General features: G+C 67.6%; 16 protein-coding genes. 10 read left to right on the forward strand and 6 right to left on the reverse strand.

Annotation, left to right across the window (positions count from 1 at the left end):
* Nucleotides 1-15 precede the first annotated feature (15 nt).
* From EPO41_RS10850 to EPO41_RS10870, 5 genes are all read left to right on the forward strand, one after another.
* Nucleotides 16-2,472, forward strand: a complete 2,457-nt coding sequence (locus tag EPO41_RS10850; RefSeq protein WP_296324591.1) for a penicillin-binding protein 1A — start codon at nucleotides 16-18, stop codon at nucleotides 2,470-2,472.
* 21 nt (nucleotides 2,473-2,493) lie between these two features.
* Nucleotides 2,494-3,616, forward strand: a protein-coding gene (prfB, locus tag EPO41_RS10855; protein ID WP_296324594.1) for a peptide chain release factor 2 whose coding sequence is annotated in 2 segments (ribosomal slippage) — nucleotides 2,494-2,562 and nucleotides 2,564-3,616 — 1,122 coding nt in all. Because the reading frame shifts where the segments join, the coding sequence is not laid out codon by codon here.
* A 16-nt stretch (nucleotides 3,617-3,632) separates the two neighbouring features.
* The gene (locus EPO41_RS10860) at nucleotides 3,633-3,842 is read left to right on the forward strand and encodes a hypothetical protein (protein WP_296324597.1); all 210 of its coding nucleotides are present in this window, start codon (nucleotides 3,633-3,635) and stop codon (nucleotides 3,840-3,842) included.
* Between the two features lie 151 nt (nucleotides 3,843-3,993).
* The gene (locus EPO41_RS10865; protein WP_296324600.1) at nucleotides 3,994-5,298 is read left to right on the forward strand and encodes an NtaA/DmoA family FMN-dependent monooxygenase; all 1,305 of its coding nucleotides are present in this window, start codon (nucleotides 3,994-3,996) and stop codon (nucleotides 5,296-5,298) included.
* Between the two features lie 76 nt (nucleotides 5,299-5,374).
* A complete protein-coding gene (locus EPO41_RS10870; protein ID WP_296324603.1) occupies nucleotides 5,375-6,532 on the forward strand; it encodes an MFS transporter in 1,158 nt (385 codons plus the stop codon).
* Here EPO41_RS10870 and EPO41_RS10875 read toward each other — a convergent pair.
* Nucleotides 6,516-7,196, reverse strand: a complete 681-nt coding sequence (locus tag EPO41_RS10875) for a hypothetical protein (protein ID WP_296324605.1) — start codon at nucleotides 7,194-7,196, stop codon at nucleotides 6,516-6,518. The genes EPO41_RS10870 and EPO41_RS10875 overlap by 17 nt on opposite strands.
* A gap of 65 nt (nucleotides 7,197-7,261) precedes the next feature.
* Here EPO41_RS10875 and EPO41_RS10880 point away from each other — a divergent pair, with 65 nt between their 5' ends.
* The 5 genes from EPO41_RS10880 to EPO41_RS10900 all read left to right on the forward strand — a co-directional run bounded on the left by EPO41_RS10880 (nucleotide 7,262) and on the right by EPO41_RS10900 (nucleotide 10,525).
* Entirely contained in the window at nucleotides 7,262-7,483 is a 222-nt protein-coding gene (locus EPO41_RS10880) for a KTSC domain-containing protein (protein ID WP_296324608.1), read from the forward strand.
* A gap of 51 nt (nucleotides 7,484-7,534) precedes the next feature.
* A complete protein-coding gene (locus EPO41_RS10885; protein WP_296324611.1) occupies nucleotides 7,535-8,530 on the forward strand; it encodes a tripartite tricarboxylate transporter substrate binding protein in 996 nt (331 codons plus the stop codon).
* A gap of 71 nt (nucleotides 8,531-8,601) precedes the next feature.
* Complete coding sequence (locus EPO41_RS10890; RefSeq protein ID WP_296324613.1) at nucleotides 8,602-9,549, forward strand: hypothetical protein; 948 nt, start codon at nucleotides 8,602-8,604, stop codon at nucleotides 9,547-9,549.
* Entirely contained in the window at nucleotides 9,549-9,812 is a 264-nt protein-coding gene (locus EPO41_RS10895) for a hypothetical protein (protein ID WP_296324614.1), read from the forward strand. The genes EPO41_RS10890 and EPO41_RS10895 overlap by 1 nt, the downstream gene beginning before the upstream one ends.
* A complete protein-coding gene (locus EPO41_RS10900; RefSeq protein WP_296324616.1) occupies nucleotides 9,809-10,525 on the forward strand; it encodes a DUF2786 domain-containing protein in 717 nt (238 codons plus the stop codon). Before EPO41_RS10895 ends, EPO41_RS10900 begins: the two co-directional genes overlap by 4 nt.
* Before the next feature lie 9 nt (nucleotides 10,526-10,534).
* Here EPO41_RS10900 and EPO41_RS10905 read toward each other — a convergent pair whose 3' ends face one another.
* The 5 genes from EPO41_RS10905 to EPO41_RS10925 are packed head-to-tail and all read right to left on the reverse strand — an operon-like array spanning nucleotide 10,535 to nucleotide 15,511.
* Nucleotides 10,535-12,151: a choline dehydrogenase gene (locus EPO41_RS10905; RefSeq protein ID WP_296324618.1), complete on the reverse strand. Its 1,617-nt coding sequence runs from the start codon at nucleotides 12,149-12,151 to the stop codon at nucleotides 10,535-10,537.
* A gap of 43 nt (nucleotides 12,152-12,194) precedes the next feature.
* Nucleotides 12,195-12,911 carry an ABC transporter ATP-binding protein gene (locus EPO41_RS10910; protein WP_296324620.1) on the reverse strand — a complete coding sequence of 239 codons (717 nt, stop codon included), beginning with the start codon at nucleotides 12,909-12,911 and terminating at the stop codon, nucleotides 12,195-12,197.
* Between the two features lie 3 nt (nucleotides 12,912-12,914).
* A complete protein-coding gene (locus EPO41_RS10915) occupies nucleotides 12,915-13,673 on the reverse strand; it encodes an ABC transporter ATP-binding protein (RefSeq protein WP_296324624.1) in 759 nt (252 codons plus the stop codon).
* Entirely contained in the window at nucleotides 13,666-14,619 is a 954-nt protein-coding gene (locus tag EPO41_RS10920) for a branched-chain amino acid ABC transporter permease (protein WP_296324627.1), read from the reverse strand. The genes EPO41_RS10915 and EPO41_RS10920 overlap by 8 nt, the downstream gene beginning before the upstream one ends.
* Nucleotides 14,620-14,623: 4 nt before the next feature.
* Nucleotides 14,624-15,511 carry a branched-chain amino acid ABC transporter permease gene (locus EPO41_RS10925; protein ID WP_296324630.1) on the reverse strand — a complete coding sequence of 296 codons (888 nt, stop codon included), beginning with the start codon at nucleotides 15,509-15,511 and terminating at the stop codon, nucleotides 14,624-14,626.
* Nucleotides 15,512-15,562: the final 51 nt, after the last annotated feature.

Raw genomic sequence — 15,562 nt, forward strand, 5'->3', positions numbered from 1 at the left:
GCGTAGAAAGTGACCGTGCTCAATTTCATCAAGATCAGTCTGGCTTTCGCCACCGCCGCCCTCATCGTCGGCACCGGCACCGTTGCAGGCCTCTTCTGGCACTTCAGCCACGGGCTGCCCGACCACAAGCAGCTCGCCGATTACCAGCCGGCGACCCTGACCCGGCTCTATGCCGCCGACGGCAAGCTCCTGGCCGAGTATGCGCGCGAGAAGCGCGTCTTCGTTCCGGTGGACGCCATGCCGAAGCGCGTGCTCGAGGCCTTCGTCGCGGCCGAGGACCAACGCTTCTTCACCCATCCGGGCATCGATTTCATCGGCGTCGTTCGCGCCGTGATCGCCAATGTCGCAAATCCGGGCAAGCGGCCCGAGGGCGCGTCGGGCCTGACACAGCAGGTCGCCAAGAACTTCCTGCTCACCAACCAGGCGACGCTTTCGCGCAAGATCCGGGAGGCCATCCTCGCCTTCCGCATCGAGGAGACCTACTCGAAGGAGCGCATCCTCGAACTCTACCTGAACGAGATCTATCTCGGCTCGGGCAACTACGGCGTGGCCCAGGCCGCGCTCAACTACTTCGATCGGTCGCTCGACGAACTGTCGCTCTCCGAGATCGCCTATCTCGCGGCCCTGCCCAAGGCGCCGAACCGCTACAACATCGTGCGCAACGAGAAGGACGCCTACGCCCGGCGCGACTACGTCCTCCACCGCATGGCGGAGGACGGCTACATCACCGCCGCCGAGGCGCAGGCGGCCAAGGCCGAGAAGCTGCAATATCGTCGCCGCAGCACGACCGAAGTGGCGCAGGCCGATTTCTTTGCCGAGGAAGTGCGCCGCAACCTCATGGCGGCCTACGGCGAGAAGGGCCTCTACGAGGGCGGCCTCACCGTCAGCACGACGCTCGATCCGGCCATTCAAGCCGTCGCCGACAATGCCCTGCGCGACGGGCTGATCGCCTACGACCGCCGCCACGGCTGGCGCGGGCCCTACGCCAAAATCCCCGACATGACGGTGTGGGAGGAGGAGTTTGCCCGTATCGCCCAGCGCCGTCCCCTGGCCGGCCCGGCGACCTGGCAGCTCGCGGTCGTCAACAAGGTCGAAGCGCAGTCCGTCCAGCTGGTCGGACTGCCGGACGGCGGCGAGGGCACCGTGCCCTTCGCCGAGATGACCTGGGCGCGCCCGACCCTGCAGAACCAGACGCTCGGCGGCGCGCCGCGCGGCCCGCGCGACGTCGTCTCGGTGGGCGACGTGATCGTCGTCGAGAAGGTCGAGAAGCCGGCCGGTGCCAACGCCAAGCCCTATCCGCCGAAGACCTATGCGCTGCGCCAGGTGCCCAACGTCGAGGGTGGCGTCGTCGTGATGGACACCCAGGCCGGCCGCGTGCTGGCCATGTCGGGTGGCTGGTCCTACGGTCGCAGCCAGTTCAATCGCGCCGTCCAGGCCGCACGCCAGCCGGGCTCGGCCTTCAAGCCGTTCGTCTATCTCGCGGCGATGGATGCCGGATTCACGCCGGCCTCGATCGTGCTCGATGCGCCGTTCGTCTACGATCCGGGCTACGGCCAGCCCTTGTGGACGCCGAAGAACTACGGCGGCGACATGCTGGGACCGACCACCGTCCGCCGCGGCCTCGAACTGTCGCGCAACCTGATGACCGTGCGCATGGCGCAGCAGATCGGGATGAAGCGCGTCGTCGATGTCGCCAAGGAGTTCGGCGTCACCGACCATATGGGTGCCTACCTGCCGATGGCGCTGGGCGCCGGCGAGACGACGCTGCTTCGCATGACCATGGCCTATGCGATGCTGGCCAACGGCGCGCTCGAGATCACCCCCTCGCTGGTCGACCGGGTGCAGGACCGCAACGGCAAGACGATTTACCGTCACGAGCCGCGCACCTGCCGCGGCTGTGGCGAGACGGCAGGCGGGACCTCGCTCGCGGCGCCGGAACTCGTCGATTCGCGCAAGCCGTTCCATGATCCGGCGTCGGTCTACCAGGTCGTGAGCATGATGCAGGGCGTCACGGTCCGCGGCACGGCGGGTCGCCTGGCGGCGCTCGGCCGTCCGATCGCCGGCAAGACCGGCACGACGAACGACGCGCACGACAACTGGTTCCTGGGCTCGACGCCCGACATCACCGTCGGAATCTATATCGGCTTCGACGAGCCGCGAACGCTCGGTGCGCAGGAGACCGGCGGCGGCAACGCCGTGCCGATCTACGAAGCGATCGCCAAGGAGATCTTCAAGGGCAAGCCGCCGACGCCGTTCCGCGTCCCGCCTGGCCTTCGCATGGTCCGCTTCAGCTACGAGGGCGGCACGATCGACGAGGTGTTCAAGCCGAACACCGAGCCGGGATCGGACGGCTATATGGTCACACCGCTTGACGGATCGGCCCCTTATTCCGCTATAGACCCCACGCAGGGCCCGCAACAGGCGGGCAGCCCCCGGCGTCCGGGTCTCTCGGGCACCGGCGAGACCTATTAGTCAGTTCGAAACGGATCCGTGATGCGCGCCGAAGCCCAAGCGATGGTGAACGAGATCGAGGAGTCGCTCGAACTCCTCAGGAGGCGTCTTTGACTACGACCGTGCTGTCGTACGTCTCGATGAGCTGAACGCGCGCGCCGAGGATCCGGCGCTGTGGAACGATCCGAAGGAAGCCGAGAAGGTGATGCGCGAGCGCACCAGGCTCGAGGCGTCGATCGGTGCGATCAAGCGCCTGCGCGCGGCGGTCGACGACAATGTCGGCTTGATCGAGATGGCCGAGGCCGAGAAGGACGAGGCCACCATCGCCGAGTGCGAGAAGGCGCTGCGCGAGGCCACGGGAGAGGCCAAGGCGGCGCGGCTCGAGACGCTGCTGTCGGGCGAGGCCGACGCCAACAACGCCTATATCGAGATCAACGCCGGTGCCGGCGGCACCGAGGCGCAGGACTGGGCCGAGATGCTGGCCCGCATGTACACGCGCTGGGCCGAGCGCCGCGGCTACAAGGTGAGCTGGCTCGAGGAGAGTGCGGGCGAAGAGGCCGGCATCAAGTCGTGCGCCTACAAGGTCGAGGGTCCCAACGCCTATGGCTGGCTGAAGACCGAGAGCGGCGTGCACCGGTTGGTGCGCATCTCGCCGTTCGACGGCAATGCGCGGCGCCAGACCTCGTTCGCGTCGGTGTGGGTCTATCCCGAGGTTGACGACAATATCGAGATCGAACTGGTCGACAAGGATCTCCGCGTCGACACCTATCGAGCCTCGGGCGCGGGCGGCCAGCACGTCAACAAGACCGACTCGGCGGTGCGCATCACCCATCTGCCGACCGGCATTGCCGTCGCTGTCCAGCAGGAGCGCTCGCAGCACCAGAACCGCGCCAAGGCGATCCAGATGCTGAAGGCGCGCCTCTACGAACTGGAACTGCAGAAGCGCGAGGCCGAGCGCCTGGAGGCCGAGGCCAACAAGACCGACATCGGCTGGGGTCACCAGATCCGCTCCTACGTGCTGCAACCCTACCAGATGGTGAAGGACCTGCGGACCAACGTGGAGCGCTCGGACCCGCAGAAGGTGCTCGACGGCGATCTCGACGAGTTCATGGCCGCCTCGCTCGCCGCCCGCGTGGGCGAGGGCAAGGACAAGGAAGCCGCGTAAAGAGCAGGAGCCGACGATGGCGGGGATGTGGTTCGTGTTCGAAGCCGAGTATGAGATCGAGGATCGCCGCGCGAACTGGAACAGGCCGGTGCCCGAGACGATGGCCTGGCATGGGCCTTACGCGACCGAGAAGGAAGCGGACGAGGTCGCGCTCGCCCGCATGTGGGCGAAGATCGACCTCTACGCCCACAAGGCACGCACCGTCGACATGACGGTGAAGGGCTGACGCTTCATTGGAGCGCGCCACTCCAGTGGCGCTCAACAGGGGCGATAGACAAGGTACGAGCGCAACTGGAGTTGCGCGCTCCATTGATCGTCCGTCACGTCGGCTGGTCCGTCGATTGCATCTCCGCCGGGATCGAAGGCGGAGGAAATTCTTGGCGGCGTCGCGGTTCCATCTCGGCTGGTTTCTCGGCAACAGTTTCGGCGTGCACGGCTGGAACCAGCCCTGGTCGGGCATCGATGCACGCGAATGGGCGCAGCCCGATCTCCACGTCGAACTGGCGAAGGCGCTGGAGCGCGCCTGCTTCGATTGCCTGCTGCTCGAGGACTCGCTGTTCGTCCCGGACAACTACGGCGGCTCGATGGATTTCTACCTCGAGCGGGCCCTGCGCGCGCCGAAGAACGATCCGCTGCCGCTGGTGCCGCTGATCGCGCAGGCGACGAAGCATCTCGGAATCGTGCCGACCATCTCGACCAGCTTCTATCCGCCGTTCCTGCTGGCCCGCCTGATCGCGACGCTCGACCTGATGTCGAAGGGCAGGGTCGGCTGCAACTTCGTGACCTCGACCGCGGAACGCGCGGCGCAGAATTTCGGCCTCGACGCGCATCTCGAACACGACCTGCGCTACGAGATGGCCGACGAGTTCGTCGAACTGGCGACGCAGCTCTGGTCGTCGTGGGAGGCCGACGCGATCGTCATGGACGAGACGTCCGGCACCTTCGTCGATCCCGCGAAAGTCCATGCCGTCGATTTCAAGGGCCGGTTCTTCTCCTCCCGCGGACCGCTTAACACCGCCCAGCCGCCGCAGGGGCGGCCGGTGCTCGTCCAGGCCGGTGGCTCGCCGCAGGGCAAGGCCTTCGCCGCCCGCCACATGGACATCGTGATCGCAGCCCTCGGCACGGTCGCGGAGATGAAGGCGTTTCGCGACGACATGCGCGCGCGCCTCTCTGCACGGGGGCGCGACCCCGACAGCTGCAAGGTGCTGTTCGTCGTTACCCCGACCCTGGGCGAGACCAACGCGGAAGCGGAGGAGCGTGTCCGTCGCCGACAGGCGCAGCGCGCGACAGCGCCGGAGATCACGCTGGCCATGATGGGCAGCCTGACGGACATCGACTTCTCGACCTTCGATCTCGACGCGCCGCTGGCCGAGCTCACGACCAACGGCCAGCAGGGGACGCTGAAGCGCTTCCTGGCGCAGGGCCGCACCTTGCGCGAAGTTGCGAGCAACTACAGCTTCGGCTTCGAGCATCCCGTAGCCGGAACGGTGCAGCGCGTCGCCGACGTGATGGAAGAGGCGATGGAGCAGGTCGGCGGCGACGGCTTCATGTTCAACGGCCCGCTCAGCCGCCGTTATGTCGCCGAGATTACGGACGGGCTCGTGCCGGAACTGCAGCGGCGCGGCCTGGTTCGCACTGCGTACGCGCACGCGCATTTTCGAGACAATCTGTTTGCATTCTGAGCGGTGGGCGGCACTCTGATGACCGCCTCATCGGAGCCGCCTCATCGCCAGTCCACTCTACGTCGCGCTCGGCGCCATGACGGTACAGCAGACCTTCGCCACCCTGGGACGGTCGACGGTGCCGCTGATTGCCGCCGCCATCGTGGTCGATCTCGGCATCGAAGCGGCGCTGGTCGGGGTCTATCTCGCAATCGGTTCCGTCGCGGCCTTCCTCACGACGTTGGGCTGCGGCGGATTCATCCTGCGGTACGGAGCGGTGCGCATGACGCAGGTCGGCATGGCGGCGCTGGGCATCGGCCTCGCGATCACGACCGCGGGCTGGCTGCCGCTCTTCGCAGCCGGCGCCTTCATCGGCGGGCTGGGACAGGCGGTCTCGACACCGTCGAGCTCGCATCTCCTCGGTCGCCTTGCGCCGCGGAACCTGGCGCCGCTCGTCTTCTCGATCAAGCAGTGCGGCGTGCCGGTCGGACTGATGCTCGCAGGCGTCGTGGCGCCAGCGCTGGTCGTCGAAGCCGGCTGGCGGGCGGCGCTGCTGGTCATCGCCCTGATCTCCTTCCTCATCGTGCTGGCGCTGCAGCCGCTGCGCGCCGGCTTCGACGTCGACCGCAATCCTGCCCAGCCGCTGTCGCCCGCGGACATTCGCGCCAATGTCGTGAGTGTCCTGCGCGACCCGGCGCTGCGCATCCTGTGTGTCGCGATGTTCAGCTTCGTCGGCCTCCAGTCGCTCTTCACCGGCTTCTTCGTGCTCTATCTGGTGCGCGGCCTCGGCTACGACCTCGAGCGGGCCGGACAGGTCTTCGCCATCGCCATCGTCGTGGCGGTGCCGGCGCGCATTGGTTGGGGCTGGCTCGCCTCACGCTTCGTGCCGCCGGCGACCCTGCTGGCGTTCCTCGGCATCGGCATGGCGGGCGCCGCCGTCCTCACGGCTTCGATCGATCCCGACTGGCCGACCTGGGCCGCGGCCGCAATCGCCACGGCGCTGAGCGTGACCGGCGTGAGCTGGCATGGCGTGCTGCTGGCCGAGGTGGCGCGTCTGTCGCCGGTCGGGCGGATCGGCGCCACCACGGGCGCGGTCCTGGCCTTCGGCGACGCCGGCGCACTGGTCCTGCCGCTGCTGTTCAGCGCCGCCCTGTCGCTGACGGGCGGCTACGCCACCGGCTTCCTGATCGGCGCGGCCCTGGCGCTCGGTGTCGGCCTGTTCGGGCTGTGGCGGCAGGTCAGCCGGCAGCGTTAGGCACGACCACGGAGAACTGGCTGGCGAACCAGTTGGCGTACCAGCGCATCGCCCACGGGATCGGGATGATGAGGGCGCACAACAGGACCAGCAGGAGTGCGTGGCCTAGGATCGAAAGTCCCGTCGCGTTGAAGGCGAAGCGGACGGTGCCGCTGGTGTTGCGGCAAATCCACTGCATGATCGCCTTGAGGACCCAGGCCCAGCCGATGACGGTGAGGACGGAGACGATGAGCAGGATGTTCCAGCCCAGATAGGCCAGCGCGTCGCCGTCGAACGATAGCTTGAGCTGCCCGTCTTCGGTACGCACGTTGGCGCAGAACCAGCGCAAGAGAGGGACGGTGAGCAGGATGGTTGCCAACGTCACCGCGCCGCTCACGCCGGCATGGCGGACATTGTGCAGCCATCCCAGCAGGGCGAGCCCGATCAGGATGTACCAGATGTCGGCGGGCTCGCCCGCGAAGCGCAGGCGCCTTCCATCGGGCAGGGACACGTGCTCGCAGAGGAACCGGTAGAAGCCCGTGACGGTCCAGGGCGCCGGGATGATCAGGAGCTGGCCGATGACATATAGCAGCGCGCGCCCGAACAGGCCCCAGACCGGGAAGTCGGGGCGCAGCGGGCCGGTGGGTGAGACGTTCGGCAGGCGGCCTTCGGACTCCAGTGTCATGCTGCTCTCTCCCCCATTGTCCGCCGAGCTCGGCATCCCCCGAGCGCTCGAGGCGTTATCCACTCATGCCCTCGACCGTCATCCGCTCCTACCGTTACGACCGCCGGCGGCGGGCGCTCGACATCGTCTTCCAGTCACGCCGCCGCTACACCTATCTCGGCGTCCCGGAAGAGACCTACGATGCGATGAAAGCGGCGTTCTCGAAAGGTGAGTTCTTCAACCGCCACATTCGCGACCATTTCACCTTCGAGCGCAACGGCGTCGAGCCGCCGTCTGGCCTTTCCTGACGTTTGGTGTAGCCTTCCCGGCAAAACAAGTGCCTGGGAGGGCAAACGACCATGGACAACCGCAGGAAGAATCCGGCGAAGGTCGGACGGCGTCTTTTTCTCGGCGGCGCGGCTGCGGGCCTCGTCGCGGCGCCGGCCATCGTGTCGGCGCAGAACGACTGGCCCAACAAGCAGATCCGGATCGTCATTCCTTATCCGCCGGGCGGCCCCTCCGACGTCACGACCCGCATCGTGCTGGAGCGTGCCGGTGCACTGCTGGGACAGAGCATCCTGTTCGATAACAAGGCCGGGGCCAGCGGCGCGATCGGCGCCGAGCATGTCATCAAGAGCGCGCCGGCTGACGGCTACACCTTCCTGACGACGACCACGGCGATGGTCTGCATCACCGAGCACCTGCAGCCGCTACCTTACGATACCTCGAAGGACCTCGTGGCGGTGGCGCGCACCGCGACCTCATGGGTCGGCATGGGCATCAATCCGCAGCTACCGGCCAACAACCTCCAGGAGTTCATCGCCTACGCCAAGGCCAATCCGGGCAAGGTCAATTTCGGCTCGGCCGGCCTCGCCACCATCACCCAGCTCTACGGCGAGATATTCAACATCGAGGCCGGCGTGAAGATGGTCCATGTGCCCTATAAGGGCAGCGCGCCGGCAACCAACGACCTCCTCTCCGGCCAGATCCAGGTCCAGTTCGATCCGACCACGCTGCCGCACATCGCCGCCGGGCGGCTGAAGTGCTTCGCGGTGCTGGGCGAGAAGCGCTGGCCCGGCAAGCCCGACGTGCCGACCCTGAAGGAGCAGGGGCTGGGCAAGATCGGTGGCGATGCCTGGTACGGTATCCTGGCGGCCAGGGGCACGCCGCAGGCCGCCATCGACAGGATGTCCGCGGCGATCGGCGAGGCGGTGAAGGATCCCGGGCTCAACGAGAAACTGGTCGCCAGCGGCAACTATTCGAGTTTCCAGGATACGAAGACCTTTCAGGCGACGATCGAGCGCGAACGCGTGTCGTTCGGCGAGATCGTCAGGAAAGCGGATATCAAGGTCTGAGATCGGCGAATGGCGGTCTGTCGGGCATGCCCGCCGGCCCCTATATTGGGAGCGGTTGAGGAGGGCAGGTCATGACCAAGCCGGGTGCCAGACAGTACGACCGCAGCGCCGAGGACCTCGGCAACATCGTGGCGCTGGAGCATGTCAATCTCGGGATCGCCGACCAGGGGCTGGCGACGGTCTTCTACATGAGCGGGCTCGGCCTCACGCGCGATCCCTACATGATGACCAGCATCGACAATATGTGGGTCAATGTCGGACGCAGCCAGTTCCACCTGCCGACGATGGCGCGCGCCCAGCGCCTGCGCGGGCGGATCGGGCTCGTGATCCCCGACCGGGAGGCGCTGCTCCAGCGGCTCGACCGGGTGAAGGGCATGCTGGGTGATACGCGCTTTGCCTTCGTCGAGCACGACGACCATGTCGAGACGACCTGTCCCTGGGGCAACCGGATCCTGTGTCACGCCCCGTCGTCGCGCTTCGAGGGCATGGCGCTGGGCATGGCCTACGTCGAATTCGACGTGCCGCGCGGCGCGGCCGAGGGGATCGCCGGCTTCTATCGCGATGTCTTCGCGACCGGAGCGCGCGTCGAGGGAACCGCGGCGCATGTTTCCGTCGGGATCGGCCAGGAGCTGATCTTCCGCGAGAGCGATGCCGCCGCCGAGGCCTATGATGGGCATCACATCCAGGTCTATGTCGCGAACTTCTCCGGACCCTATCGTGGGCTGGTCGAGCGCGGCCTGCTGACCGAGGAGAGCAACCAGCACCAGTACCGTTTCCAGCACATCGCCGATCCGGCCACCGGCAAGGCGCTGTTCGAGATCGAGCACGAGGTGCGCAGCCTGCGTCATCCGATGCACGCGCGGCCCCTGGTCAACCGCAACCCGCTGCAGACCAATCGCGCCTACGTGCCCGGGCGCGACGGCTGGGTGCCAGACCTTACTGGCCCCGAGATGGACGATCCGCGCGTTGAGATGCGCCGCCAGCGCTTCGAGGAAGCGGCACGACGGGCGGCCGGCTGATGCTCGGGCTCACCCTGAAAATCCTGGGCTTCGGCCTGTTGGGCTTCATTCTGACGCCCATTGTCGTGGGGATCGTGGCGCTCGCGCTCGCGTACAGTCTGGACTCCCGTTGCGGCACGCCGGGCGATTCAGGGGGCTGCGAGATGGGCATCGCGTCGCTCGCCATCGCCTCGGCGCTGCCCGGTCTGGCGATCGGCGTCGGGTTTGCGCTCTACCTTCATTTCCGCCGGAAGCGCTTGCCGCCGCCCGCACCGCGCCCGTGACGACGCCGGACGCTTCGGCCTTCGACAAGCTCCGCGGCCGCATCCAGGCGTTGCGCGCCAAGACGATCGACAATGGCTGCACCGAGGGCGAGGCCCTGGCGGCGGCGGCCAAGGTCGCGGAGCTGCTCGACCGCTACGAGCTGTCGCTCACCGACATCGAGATTCGCGAGACGCAGTGCGAGGAGCGTGTCTTCGAGACCCGCCTGAAAAAGCGCATCCCGATCGACGAATGCATCGGCGCCATCGCGGCGCTCTGCGACTGCCGCGTCTGGCGCGAGAAGAACGCGGCTGGCGAGGCGCGCTACGTCTTCTTCGGCTTGCCGGCCGATGTCGAGGTGGCGCACTACCTGACCGAGCTGATCGACGGCGCGGTCCGGGCCGAACTCGGCCGCTACAAGGTCTCGGCCGAGTACAAGCGCTTCCGGCACCAGGACCGGCATCTCGCGAATGCGTCGTTCGCGCTGGGCATGTGTGCGTCCATCGCCGACCGGCTGGTGGCGATGAAGGCGGAGCGCGACGGCGTGATCCGGAGCAGCGGCCGCGGGCTGGTCGTGCTGAAGGCTGCCGTCGTCGATGCCGAGCTGGAGAAGCTCGGCCTGAAACTGCGCACTGTCGAGGCCGGGCCGGGGCGCATGATCTCGCCCGATGCCTACGATGCCGGCGGTGCGGCCGGAGAGTCGGTCGCGCTCAATCCCGGCATTCGCCGCCGGTAGCGCCGCCGTTCAGGCCGTCGCGGCAGTGCGGACCATGTCGGCGCACTTCTCGCCGATCATGATGGCAGGCGCATTGGTGTTGCCGGCCACGATGGACGGCATGATCGAGGCGTCGGCGACGCGCAGCCCCGCAAGGCCGTGCACCCGGAGCTGCGGGTCGACCACGGCATCGACCTCGCGGCCCATGCGGCAGGTCCCGACCGGATGGAGGTTCGAGACGCCGCGGGCGCGGATGTCGGCCTTGAGGTCGGCGTCGCTTGTGACGCCGGCGCCGGGCAGGATTTCTTCCACGATGAAGGGCTTCAGCGCGGGCTGGCTGGCGATCTCGCGGCAGATCCGCATGCCGTGCAGCAGGGCGTCGAAGTCCGCGGCGTTCTTCAGGAAGTTGAACCGGATCTCCGGCGCGGCGAGCGGATCGGCGGACTTCAGCCGCACCGTACCGCGGCCCGAGGGCGTCAGATGCACGGGGCTGAGGCCGAAGGCCGAGAAGGGTTGAGGCACGATGCCATTCTTGTTCCGGTCCTTGATCGCCCAGGCGAACATGTTGATCTGCAGGTCGGGCCGCTCCAGCCGCTTGTCGCTGCGCACGAGTGCCCCGACGAACAGGCCCATGCTGGCCAGCGGTCCGGTGCGGCCGAACGCATATTGCGCGGCGGCCATCAGCCGGCGCGGCAGGCTGAGCGTCAGGTCGTTCATCGTCACGGGCTGGCTGCAGCGATAGGCGATGTAGGTGTTGAAATGGTCGTGCAGGTGGCTGCCGACGCCCGGCATGTCGCGCACGACCTCGATGCCGTGCTGCTTCAGGTGATCGGCCGGACCGAGGCCCGAGAGCATCAGAAGCTGCGGCGACCCATAGACGCCGCCCGACACGATGACCTCTCGTTTCGCGCGGGCGCGGACGATCCCGTTGGGCGTGCGGTATTCGATGCCGGTGGCGCGGCCGTTCTCGATCAGCACCTTGGTCGCGTGGGCGAAGGTGGCGACGGTCAGGTTGCGCCTTCCCTTGGCCGCGCCGAGATAGGCGCGGGCGGAGGACCAGCGGCGCGCCCGGTTGATGGTGGTCTGGTAGAAGCCGACGCCGTCCTGTGTCGCGCCGTTGAAGTCCGGATTGGCGGGGATACCGGCCTGCACGGCGGCGTCGTGCATCGCCCGCGCCAGGGTCGGCTGCCAGCGGTGGTCCTGCACCTTGAGCGGACCGCCGGTACCGTGGAATTCGTCGGCACCGCGCTCCTGGTCCTCGGCGCGCTTGAAGTAGGGCAGGACGGATTGATAGTCCCAGCCCTCGCAGCCGCGCTGGCGCCATTCGTCGTAGTCGGCGGCATTGCCGCGCATGTAGACCATGCCGTTGATCGAGCTGGTGCCGCCCAGGACCTTGCCGCGCGGCTGATACATGACGCGGTTGTTCAGCTCTGACTCGGGTTCGCTGTCGAACATCCAGTTGACCTTCGGATTGTTGAAGGTCTTGTGATAGCCGAGCGGCACGTGGATCCAGGGATAGGTGTCGCGCGGGCCGGCCTCGAGCAGGAGAACCGAGAAGCGGCCTTCCTCGCTCAACCGTCCGGCAACGGCGCAGCCGGCCGAGCCCGCGCCGGTCACGATGAAATCGTAGGAAGCTTCGTCCTGCACGCCGTTTCCCCCGGTTGTTTTGCGGGAGCCTAGCGCGACCCTGTCAGCCGAGATAGGCCTTCACCAAGCGTTCGTCGGTGAGGAACGATTGCCATTCGCCCGGGCCGATCTCGTGGACGATGCTGCCGACCGACATGACGTAGGCGCGGTCGGTGATCTCCGAGGCGATGCCGACATTCTGCTCGATCAGCAGCAGGCCCATGCCGCGCTCCCGCAGCGCCTTGATGACCAGCAGGATGTCCTTCACGACCTTGGGCGCAAGGCCGGTCGAGGGCTCATCCATGATCAGCAGGTCGGGCTGCAGCAGCAGGGCGCGGGCGATCGCCACCATCTGCTGCTGGCCGCCGCTCAGCAGTTCCACAGGCGAGGCCATGCGCTCCTTCACCACGGGGAAGAGCGCCGTCACCTCGTCCCACGAGAAGCGCATGTGGGCACCGCGCGCCTTGCGGCCGACCGTTTCGGCCAGAATCAGGTTTTCGCGCACCGACAGCTCGCCGAACAGGCGGCGGTTTTCCAGCACCACGGCGAGTCCGTGCTGGGCCAGGTCATGCGCCGGCGTTGCGGTGATGTCGGCACCGTTCTTCACGATGCGACCGCCGCGGGCACGCAGCAGGCCGCAGACGGCGCGGACCAGGGTGGTCTTGCCCGCGCCGTTGGCGCCGACCAGGGCGACGGCCTCGCCGTCGCCGACCTTGAGCGAGACGTCGCGCAGGACGGTGAGGGCGCCGTAGCCGGCGGAGAGGGAGGTCACTTCCAGCACGGCTCAGACCCCGAGATAGACTTCGCGGACCCGCGGGTCGCGCTGGATGGCAGCCATGTCGCCGCTGGCGATGATCTCGCCGAAATAGAGCGTGTGCACGGTGGGGGCCACGGTCATCAGGCCCATGTCGTGCGACACCAGCAGGATGGTGATGCCTTCCTCGTTCAGCCGCACGATCCAGTCGCGCAGATCGTCGATCTCCTGGACGTTGAGACCGGACGAGGGCTCGTCGAGCAGCAGCAGGCGCGGCTCGCCGACGACGGCGCGGGCGATCTCGAGGATGCGGCGCTGGCCGGCGGTGAGGCTGGCCGCCGGCAGGTCGCGCAACGCCGTCAGGCTGAAGCGCTCGCAGGCGGCTTCCGCGCGTTCGCGGATCTCGCGCATCTGGCCGCGCGCGGCGGGCGTGCGCAGCAGGTCCTGCAGCATGCTGGTGCGCGTCAGCTTGGTGCAGCCGACCATGACGTTCTCCAGCACCGTCATCTGCTCGAAGACCTGCGGAGTCTGGAAGGTGCGTACGAGGCCCTGCAGGCCGCGCTGCTGGATCGTGTCGCGGCCCAGCACGGCGCCGCGATAGGTGATCGTGCCGGCCAGCGGGCGGATGTAGCCGGTCACGATGTTGAACAGCGTGGTCTTGCCCGAGCCGTTCGGCCCGATGAGACCGATGATGCCGCCCTCGGGCACGTCCAAGGTAACGGAACGCAGCACGGAGAGGCCGCCGAACGAATGACCGACCTCTTTCAGGGAGAGGAGAGGTTCAGCCATTGCTGTTGCCCCGCCTGGCGAGCCGGGTCCGCAGCCTGCCGAACGCGCCGACCAGCCCGTCCGGCATGAGGACGACGACGGCCACGAGCGCCAGGCCGAACAGGATCTGGTGGATGTCGCCCAGCTTGCTCAGCAGCTCGGGCAGGAAGGTGACGAACAGCGCCCCGACCACGATGCCGGGGATCGAGGTCGCGCCGCCGATCACCGGGATCAGCAGGAAGCTGATCGAGCGGTCGACGGTGAAGCTCTGCGTGCTGACGAAGGAGGCATGGTGGGCGAACAGGCTGCCGGCCAGGCTGCCGAACAGGGCACAGACGACGAACACCTTGGTGCGGAGCGTCTGGAGGTCGATCGAGAGGGCGGCGGCGGCAGTGCTGGAATCGCGCATGGACCGCAGCATCAGGCCCGTGCGGCTGTCGACCAGGTTGTGCGCCACCGCCATGCAGGCGAAGGCCACGATCCAGACGAAGAAGTAGTATCGGGAGGGCCGGTCGAGCAGGAAGCCGAACAGGTCGAGCTTGGGGATGCCGCCGATGCCCAGGGTACCGCCGGTCAGCCAGTCCCATTCGAAGAACAGCGCACTGGCGATGGCGCTGAGCGCCAGCGTGCCCAGCGCCAGGAAGTAGCCGGTGAGACGCAGGATGGGCCGGCCGATGACATAGGCCAGCGCCATGCTGATCGCCGCGCCGGCGATGAAGCCGACGATGCTGGGCAGACCCATCATCACCGTGCAGTAGGCGCTGGCATAGGCGCCGAGACCGTAGAAGGTCGCCTGCGCCAGGTTGACGATGCCGCAATGGCCCAGCAGCAGGCCGATGCCGAGGCCGGCCACCGTGTAGATGCCCGTGAACACCAGCAGGTCGGCCATGTAGCGCGGCACGACGAAGGGCAGGACGGCCCAGACGATCAGGCAGGGGACCAGCCAGAGGAGGGTGCGCGAATTCATGCGCTCAGCCTCCCCGCCGGCCGGCGCGGCCGAGGATGCCCTGCGGCATCAGGATCATGATGACGATGAGCACGGAGAAGGCGACGACGTCCTTGTAGCTCGACGAAATGCCGATGATCGCGAGGGACTCGACCAGACCCAGGGTGAGCCCGCCCACGGCGGCGCCCAGCGGGTTGGTGAGCCCGCCCAGCACGGCGGCGGCGAAGCCCTTGAGGGTGAGGTTGAGCCCAAGCTGGTAGTCGACGCCGATCAGCGGCGTCACCAGGATGCCGCCGAGCGCGCCCAGCAGGCCGCCCAGCACGAAGGTGAAGGTGCGCATGCGCGCGACGTTGATGCCGGTCGTGGCGGCGCCGTCCGCGTCGATCGAGGCCGCCATCATGGACAGGCCGATCGTGGTGCGGTGATAGAAGGCACGCAGCGCCAGCGTGGCGCCGATGCCGATGGCGATCAGCCACAGCGCATGGAACTGGATGACGGCATCCATCACGATCAGCACGCCCTCGCCGCCGAGCGGCGGCAGCAGGTGCCCGTCGCGGCCGACGAAATACAGGATGCTGGCCGAGAGGGAGAGGGCGAGGCCGATGGTCAGCAGCAGGAAGCTGTCCTCGCTCGCACTCTTCTTCGCCATGTAGCGCACGAAGGCGACCTCGATGAAGGCGCCGACCAGGGCGCCCGCGACAGCGCCGCCGGCGATGGCGGCGGCATAGGGCCAGCCCGCCTTGGTGAGCAGCAGCACGGTGGTCATGGCGCCGATGACGGCGAATTCGCCCTGCATGGCGTTGATCACGCGGCTGCCCTTGAAGATGGCGGACAGGCCCATGCCGACGAGCGCATAGACGATGCCGTTCGTCACGCCCGCGAAGAGCGCCTGAAGGACCAGGCTGAGTGTCATGAAGGAATGTTTCCGCGCGAAAGAAGGCGCGGCGCAGGCCCCGCGAGGAGA

Source organism: Reyranella sp. (genome assembly GCF_004297265.1).
Classification (GTDB): Bacteria; Pseudomonadota; Alphaproteobacteria; order Reyranellales; family Reyranellaceae; genus Reyranella.